This is a genomic window from Arthrospira sp. PCC 8006, assembly GCF_046480465.1.
Taxonomy (GTDB): domain Bacteria; phylum Cyanobacteriota; class Cyanobacteriia; order Cyanobacteriales; family Microcoleaceae; genus Limnospira; species Limnospira platensis.
This window is the reverse complement of the sequence record NZ_PKGG01000291.1, coordinates 1-5,342: the sequence shown is the minus strand read 5'-3', so window position 1 is coordinate 5,342 and position 5,342 is coordinate 1. Positions and strand designations below refer to the sequence as shown.

Annotated in this window: 7 protein-coding genes and 1 pseudogene; 4 read left to right on the top strand and 4 right to left on the bottom strand. The window is 43.5% G+C overall.

The features are described 5' to 3' along the window. Nucleotides 1–224 precede the first annotated feature (224 nt). Nucleotides 225–497, top strand: coding sequence for a hypothetical protein (locus B9T16_RS25415; protein WP_410246070.1), 273 nt, complete (start codon nucleotides 225–227; stop codon nucleotides 495–497). On the opposite strand, the gene B9T16_RS25410 is transcribed toward B9T16_RS25415, so the two are convergent. Together B9T16_RS25410 and B9T16_RS25405 are read right to left on the bottom strand one after the other, a co-directional pair. Then, nucleotides 494–901, bottom strand: coding sequence for a thiol-disulfide oxidoreductase DCC family protein (locus tag B9T16_RS25410; RefSeq protein ID WP_035735182.1), 408 nt, complete (start codon nucleotides 899–901; stop codon nucleotides 494–496). The two genes, B9T16_RS25415 and B9T16_RS25410, sit on opposite strands and share 4 nt — an antisense overlap. Nucleotides 902–967: 66 nt before the next feature. After that, complete coding sequence (locus B9T16_RS25405) at nucleotides 968–1,813, bottom strand: hypothetical protein (RefSeq protein ID WP_006617081.1); 846 nt, start codon at nucleotides 1,811–1,813, stop codon at nucleotides 968–970. A 21-nt stretch (nucleotides 1,814–1,834) separates the two neighbouring features. On the opposite strand from B9T16_RS25405, the gene B9T16_RS25400 reads away from it, so the two are divergent. From B9T16_RS25400 to B9T16_RS25390, 3 genes are all read left to right on the top strand, one after another. Continuing rightward, nucleotides 1,835–2,593, top strand: a complete 759-nt coding sequence (locus B9T16_RS25400) for a DsbA family protein (RefSeq protein WP_006617082.1) — start codon at nucleotides 1,835–1,837, stop codon at nucleotides 2,591–2,593. 71 nt (nucleotides 2,594–2,664) lie between these two features. After that, nucleotides 2,665–3,303 (top strand): lysophospholipid acyltransferase family protein, encoded by a 639-nt coding sequence (locus tag B9T16_RS25395; RefSeq protein WP_006617083.1) that lies wholly within the window; start codon nucleotides 2,665–2,667, stop codon nucleotides 3,301–3,303. A gap of 29 nt (nucleotides 3,304–3,332) precedes the next feature. Further along, the gene (locus tag B9T16_RS25390) at nucleotides 3,333–3,620 is read left to right on the top strand and encodes a DUF2288 domain-containing protein (protein ID WP_014277537.1); all 288 of its coding nucleotides are present in this window, start codon (nucleotides 3,333–3,335) and stop codon (nucleotides 3,618–3,620) included. Between the two features lie 39 nt (nucleotides 3,621–3,659). Here B9T16_RS25390 and B9T16_RS25385 read toward each other — a convergent pair whose 3' ends face one another. Together B9T16_RS25385 and B9T16_RS25380 are read right to left on the bottom strand one after the other, a co-directional pair. Further along, nucleotides 3,660–4,097 (bottom strand): hypothetical protein, encoded by a 438-nt coding sequence (locus tag B9T16_RS25385; protein WP_410246069.1) that lies wholly within the window; start codon nucleotides 4,095–4,097, stop codon nucleotides 3,660–3,662. Further along, a pseudogene (locus B9T16_RS25380) lies at nucleotides 4,090–5,342 on the bottom strand (hypothetical protein); the annotation flags it as partial. The pseudogene B9T16_RS25380 and the gene B9T16_RS25385, both read right to left, overlap by 8 nt.

Genomic DNA, 5,342 nt, shown 5'->3' with positions numbered 1-5,342 from the left:
CCTCTCACTCCCCTATCTGATATAGGAACAATACCAGTAAATATTAGCCTTCCCCCCTGCAAAATGCTAGAGTTCCCGAAACGGATACCCCGGAAAATTATGCAGTTCAGGATATCCCAGAAGACAGCGAAAATGCGGAACCAATTGCACAGCTAACTAAACGAGAGCCTCGGATAGCCTCTATTCGTTCCCTGAATAATACGGTATTTGATGAAATTCCCCAGGTGGCGGAAGTACGGAGTTATTTTGTAAAAAATTGGTATCCTCCCAAGAATTTAAACAGAATATTGCAGTATCGTTTACAAGTCAATTCCCAGGGTGCTATTGACAGTATCACTCCCTTGGGTGAAGCCTCGTTTAACTGGCTACAACAGATTAAATTACCATCAGCAAATGAGCCTTTTGTCTCGCCTATGGAAGATGGAAATATCGCTAAAATTAGGGTGGTTTTAGACCCCATCGGTCGGGTTCAGACTTTCTTAGAACCCCAAAATTAGCATTGGTTATTACCCAAACAACTGGGATAATTAGACTCATAGGTTTGGTGGCGTTTTCCAAACAATTGATAGCGGTTATCCCGCACCTGTTCATAAATGCGATCGCCTGCCCATTTTAGCCCCGGCATTCCTCGATAAGCCTTGACAAATAGCTCCCCACCTGGTAAAATGTTGCCGATTTCTTCGGCGGCATCACTACCCTGCCATCGTCGTTGTGGCTGGTTTACGTCAATCAAAATCATCCCCATTAAACAGTCTTCGGGAGTAATATTTAACTGTGCTAATTTTGCCTCATCCTGCATAGGAATATAACTAAAACGTTCACCGCGATCGAGATTTTCCAACAGTTGCACTAAGTTACTGCACAGGTTACAGTTTCCATCGTAAATTACATGATATAGCATCAATTAATCACAGTTGACGACAGTTGATAATTATAGCATATTTTCGGAGACATGACTAGGGAATCTTTATAACTCCATAGGTGCAATGATACCCAACTTTTCTTGCAGTGCAAATCGCAAAATCGACTGTGTGACGATAATTAATCCTAGTCTAGCTTGGGATAATTGGGGGTGATGAAGTTTAACCTCTCCCCAAATACGACATTGGCGCAAAAAGCGATCGCATTTATCGCTGATTTTCATGGCTACCTTTTTATCATCCATCTTCCTAGGTGGATAATACCAGAAATCGACCCCATCAATTAACTCGCCAATCAGCATTTTTTCCGCATCATGAACTAACCGCAAATTCCCGGAATCATCTAACCAAGGTATATCCCTAGGGGTAGCTAATTGCCATATAGAAGGGGTAACAATTGGTTCTGTTTCCACCAAAGAAATTAAGCGATCGCCATGAGCCATTCGCAACAAAGAACAGCAACGAGCATGGATATATTGAACCGGGAACAAATCGGAATCCAAACTCTGATTATCGGGAGAATGAGCAGTGATTGGTAAACCATGGAGCCGGATATTTTCCAACCAATTTACCACCCCCAAATCAGTAATATCAAATTGAATCATTCCCGATGGTAGCACCGTGGTAATTATACCATCATCCACCATTTTATCAGCTTGATTAGCCACAATTAAATTAGCAATTTCCACGGGAGATTGAGAATTGATGGCAGCCAATTTAATAGCGATCGCCGATATATAACGAATGGGGCTACCATTGGGAACACGAGCCAGAGGGATATCAACCGAACCTATATAATCAGCATCAAGTCCCCTTAATCCATAGCCCAGGGAGTTAATTAAACTTTGCTTAATTACCAGATTTTCCATAAAATTTGCTATAATAGCCACCATCAAAACAGCAAAACTTGACTCATGCTAAACTCTTTTAAACACCGATTACCTACCCTAATGGTGACTATGTTCTGCACCCTAGGAATTTTAGTAAACGGCTGTTCATCAGTTACCGGATCTTCAGATTTTGAACAACAGGTTTTACAAGTAATTCGCAATAATCCCGAAGCTATATTAGAGTCCGTACAAGCCTATCAGCAACAGCAACAAAACCAACTCAGCCAAGCGCGATCATCTTTTTTACAACAAATGAAAACCCAACCACGGGCGATTATTGGTGATTCTCCCACGTTTGGCGCAGCGGATGCGGAAATTGTTTTGGTAGAGTTTTCTGATTTTCAGTGTCCCTTCTGTCGTCGCGCCCACGGAACCATTAAAGAGTTTATGGACAGACACCAAGACCAGGTTACTCTCGTGTTTAAGCATCTCCCCCTCAGTCAAATTCACGCCCAAGCCTTACCGGCTGCTAAAGCCGCCTGGGCGGCGCAACAACAAGGTAAATTCTGGGAATATCAAAACGCTCTTTTTGAGGGTCAGGATGACCTAGGAGAGGCACTATATGAGGCGATCGCCATTTCCCTAGGTTTAGATTTAGAACAATTTAACCGCGATCGCAACAGTGATGGAGCGATCGCCGCCATTGAACAGGATATGCAATTAGCCAGCGTTATAGGCATTTCTGGGACCCCGTTTTTTGTTATGAATGGGGAAACCCTATCTGGGGCTGTAGACCTGTCAACCCTCGAAGAAACCCTCGCAGAGGTCATCGCTCGCGAATAACTTTTCACCCCACTGCTGCCAAAACCTGATAGGCTAGATCACAGTTTCCACCCTTACTCACTCAAGTTTCCGTGGTCAAAAACCGTGAACCACTCGAAAGTTTAGTCCTCTACCACCTGTTTAAGTGGTCTGTGGTTAGCCCCATGCTCCATGTCTATTTTCGTGGTCGCATTTATAATGCCGAACGGATGCCCCAAACCGGACCCATTGTCGTAGTTAGTAATCATGCTAGTGATTTTGACCCCCCAATGCTGTCCAACTGCGTCAGGCGACCCGTAGCATTTATGGCTAAAGAGGAACTCTTTAAGGTTCCCGTCCTCAAACAGGCGATTTCCCTATATGGCGCTTATCCAGTTAAACGGGGTGCTGGCGATCGCAATGCGATCCGAGCCGCTCTCAATTCCCTAGAGGAAGGTTGGGCCACTGGTGTATTTTTGCAGGGAACTCGCACCCCCGACGGTCGCATCACAGACCCGAAATTGGGCGCGTCATTAATTGCAGCCAAAGCACAGGTTCCCCTAATTCCTGTCTGTCTCTGGGGAACTCATGCTATTTTTAACAAAGGCTCTGCTTTACCCAGACCAGTTCCCGTCACCGTGAGAATTGGTGAACCTATGGACCCCCCCAAGTCCAGTAAGCGCGAGGAACTAGAGGCGATCGCTCATAATTGCGCCCAAATAATTAATGCTATGCACGATTTAGGGCGCTGAGTTTTCGCAGTACAACAACTAATCAAATCATGGAAGAATTAAAAGCACAATTAGCCGCCAACATTGATCAAGCACAGTGGGAATGGTTAATTCCCCATGTACAACGAGATGCAGTCGTCGTAGTCGATCGCCAATTGGATTTACTAGATGTCGGTGTCGCCATTAGCGAGGACCATGTTACTGACGTTCAGCGCTGGATTAGTGAACAACAGATTTATAAACCTTCTCCCCAGCAAATCTCCGATTGGAATGGCGATCAGACTAAACAATTTAATGCCCTAATTATCCAACCCTTTGTTTTGGTACAGGAAGCCTAAAATCATTCATACCCTCGCCATCCCACCACCACCTTAAACTTATGGGTTTTCGGGAATATTCTCCTTCTCGCTGATAGCCAATCTTCTTTTGTTTAGCCCCAATTCAAACAAAGCCTCCCGAACTTCTGGCTTGGACTCCCCAACAAGCTGTCCAGGTTCTACACCTCTGATCATCGCATCTTCAAACATACTAACAATATCAGCTTGAGACTTAAATCCTGATAGATCGACTCTCATCCCACCAATTTCACTGCCAATTCTCGCCGCTTTACCCGTCCCAGTTGGGGAAAATTCTGCACTCGTACCCGAGGCATTATGTAGCTTACCAAAAACATCTCTCTTACCCATTTCCGAAGTTTCTCCTCCAATCAAAACCGCTCCTTTTAACTTAGAAGTTGGCGGTTTATAGAAAATATAAATATGACCGTGACTACCATCCGGTAAAATTACATTACCCGACAAGTCCGTTTCACCCAATCCCCCCNAGAGCCGGATTAATTCCATAGTGAACCTCACTTTGCCCGGTACTGGTATTGTTGCCTTTTAACTCCTTAAAAGAATCTTCCTTGATTTCTACATCATGAGTCGAAACGAAACGGGTGCCAACTTCTGCTTTTTGATAATCTGTACCAGCCAAATCCTCTTGGCTACGCTTGTGGGCATGATGACCTTTTTGAACTCCAAAAAGCCAATTCACAAAATCGTCACGTTTGTCGTAATATTCTTTAGTTTCCTTCTCATTACTCGAACTCAGCCAATTCATCGATCTATTATGTTTTTTACCGTGTTGCTCTTCTCCAATTGGCGGTAAAACAATATTCACCCGCCCTCCGTGAGACAGAGACACCGCCACTTGCTTCGTCCACTTGTTCCAATCCCTTGCATACATCGGTTTTTCTTTTTGCCCTTCTCCTTGGGCATTTTTATCATCTGAATATTCCAAGTTATACTGCAACACAGTAAAAACTCGTCTCATTATATTGGCTATAGCCAGAGATTTTTCGACGTAACCTTTCGCTTCATCTTCAGTAATTTGTTGGCCATCTTTTTTCAGTTTTTCAGCGAGTTGCTTCTGGATTGTTTTTTTATTGCCCTCATTGATATTTAATAATTTCTCCCAAGCATCAGTATCTTTTTTATAAATCGCTTCCTTATGTTCCTCACTCCCCCCCTTGGCTTGCAAAGCCTCATAGCGCAAATACCCTGGAGTGTTCTTATAATCATCATTAGCCTGACCCAACTTAGCTTGATAGGTGGCAATTAATAAACGCTCCATGCTGGTAAGTTTTCTCTTTGACCAAAACTCCATGGAGCTAACATTACTTCCCGTAGCCAGCMAATCTTTAGTCAAAGGAGAGTTTTGKTTTTGATCTAGTTGTTCGGCTTGCTTTTTATAATACTCGGCTATATCATAAGTGTTTTCACCAGCACCTTGAGAAAACTCCTGTCTTTTTCTGCCTTTCACCGATGAGCTTTCTAAACTCAGTAGATACTTTCTCCCTTCTGGTGTCTGGCTTAACCTCTCCAAGGCTTCAATTTCGTGATCCTTCAATAGTTCATATGCAAATTTATCTCGCCTTTGGTATTCCTTACCCTTTTTGGTTTTTCCGTGTTTCTCCCAAGATGTTTCCTTAAATAACTCACCGACAATATTCTTATAAGACTCAAACCTTTCTTTTGACAGAGGCATAACAGCATTGCTTCTGGCTCTTGTCTCTGGGG